The sequence below is a fragment of the Pedobacter sp. 01T416_2 genome (genome assembly GCF_056398925.1).
In genome coordinates this window covers 1-2,046 of record NZ_JBFTQI010000948.1, presented here as the reverse complement: position 1 = coordinate 2,046, position 2,046 = coordinate 1, and the positions used below count along the sequence as shown (strand labels likewise).

Genomic DNA, 2,046 nt, shown 5'->3' with positions numbered 1-2,046 from the left:
TGACGATCCTCAGCGTTTATTCCTCTCCATTCGTCATCCTGAACTTGTTTCAGGATCTTTCCCACTTGTGTATTTTGTAACAATCGATAAAATTGGCTGTCTCAATTAATATTCCTAATTTATGATTATTTTAAAATCCGATTATTTTAGTTCGCACGAACGCCTTACCCTTTTTATCAACGAGAACCATATTAAACGTGAAGATATTTTAGCAATTACGCAGGCTCCAAGCTTCTTTACAATCTTTTTTTACGCTGATGATGCCGTTGTAGAAATCACACATGGATTGTTCTCCTAAGCAAAGAGTTAGTGCAAAATTCAAACAATGACTGTAACAGCATTGTTTGAATTTTGCAATGATTTATTTGATTTGTGTAATTGTTCTTAGCAAACCGCTGTATACCTTTGTTAAGGTAAAATTAATTTGAATTTTTATGATAGCAACAAAAGGATATGCGGCGCAAAACGCCGAGACAGATCTTGCACCCTGGAATTTTGAGCGCCGGGAAGTAGGACCTCATGATGTTCAGTTCGAGATACTTTTCTGTGGGGTTTGCCACTCAGATCTGCACCAGATAAAAAATGATTGGTTTCCTGGAATATTCCCTATGGTTCCTGGTCATGAAATTGTGGGCAGAGTAACAAAGGTTGGAGATCATGTTAAAAAATTTAAGGTTGGTGATCTTGCCGGTACTGGTTGTATGGTAGATTCGTGCCAGGTTTGCGAAAACTGTAAGCAAGATTTAGAGCAATATTGTTTGGAAGGAAGTACGCAAACATACAATAGTTTAGAAAGAGATGGTAAAACACCAACTTATGGTGGATATTCTGATACAATTGTAGTAAGAGAAGAATTTGTACTTCATGTGTCGGATAAATTAAATCTTGCTGCTGTAGCACCGCTTTTATGTGCAGGTATTACCACTTATTCTCCCCTGAAACACTGGAAAGTAGGAAAAGGCCATAAACTTGCTGTACTTGGTTTAGGTGGTTTAGGCCATATGGCTGTGAAATTTGGTGTAGCTTTTGGTGCCGAAGTAACGGTATTGAGTACTTCGCCAAAGAAAGAAGATGATGCCAAAAAACTTGGTGCCCACCACTTTGTGGTAACTACCGATCCTGAGCAGGTTAAAGCTGCCAGAGGTACGTTCGATTTTATTTTAGATACCGTATCTGCTGAGCACGATTTTAATATGTATCTTTCTTTATTGAGAACAAATGGTATACACATTTGCGTAGGTGTTCCACCTAAACCGGCAGAAATTGCTGCTTTCAGTTTGCTTGGTGGTAGAAAAAGTCTTGCCGGATCGGGTATTGGTGGTATTGCCGAAACTCAGGAAATGTTAGATTTCTGTGCCGAGAATAATATCGTATCGGATATCGAAATGATCGATATGAAAGATATCCACCATGCTTACGAACGTATGGAAAAAGGTGATGTACGTTACCGTTTTGTGATTGATATGGCTACGCTGTAGATCTAAATATCAGATAATTAACAATGAGGGGTTTGGGGCTGAAAAGGTTTCTAGACCCCTATTTGTTTATCAGACAAATTAATTCCCTAAGTCGTATAATTTTGCTTTACAAATTCTGATATGGAAATGTTATGATCAGATTCTACTTTGGAAATCTGTTTTTTGTTATCCAACAGCAGATTTTGGAGCGTACTTAGCGAATCTTTAAGGTAAGAGATGGATAACATGCGCGAAATCATGCTTCTGATCTTTTCGGCTATGAACAATTCGACCAGGATCAGCGTGATTAAAAAGATATAATGGGTAAAGATCAGGTTATTGGTATTCTTGCTTAAGGCAGGCAATCCTAATGAAACCAAGCTCATATCTATTATTAAAGGAATGCCGATAATGGCAATAACCGAGATTGCACTTGCTTTTAGCCTAATGCTTTTTTCTGCTTGTTTTATCTGTTCATTAAAAGCAGAAAATTTATTGTTCAGCGGTGTATTTCGATTGTTTTGTTGTTGTTCTAGCTTCTGAAGGTCTTTTCCATGCGCTATATCTATTATTCTAACCTGCTCTACGA

General features: G+C 37.7%; 3 protein-coding genes. 2 read left to right on the top strand and 1 reads right to left on the bottom strand.

The features are described from left to right. The first annotated feature begins 121 nt into the window (after positions 1 to 121). Entirely contained in the window at positions 122 to 298 is a 177-nt protein-coding gene (locus tag AC1DPQ_RS26180) for a hypothetical protein (protein ID WP_477583542.1), read from the top strand. Between the two features lie 136 nt (positions 299 to 434). Then, positions 435 to 1,478: an NAD(P)-dependent alcohol dehydrogenase gene (locus AC1DPQ_RS26175; protein ID WP_477583541.1), complete on the top strand. Its 1,044-nt coding sequence runs from the start codon at positions 435 to 437 to the stop codon at positions 1,476 to 1,478. 86 nt (positions 1,479 to 1,564) lie between these two features. On the opposite strand, the gene AC1DPQ_RS26170 is transcribed toward AC1DPQ_RS26175, so the two are convergent. Next, the coding region (locus AC1DPQ_RS26170) for a hypothetical protein (RefSeq protein ID WP_477611354.1) at positions 1,565 to 2,046 on the bottom strand (482 nt) is incomplete at its 5' end.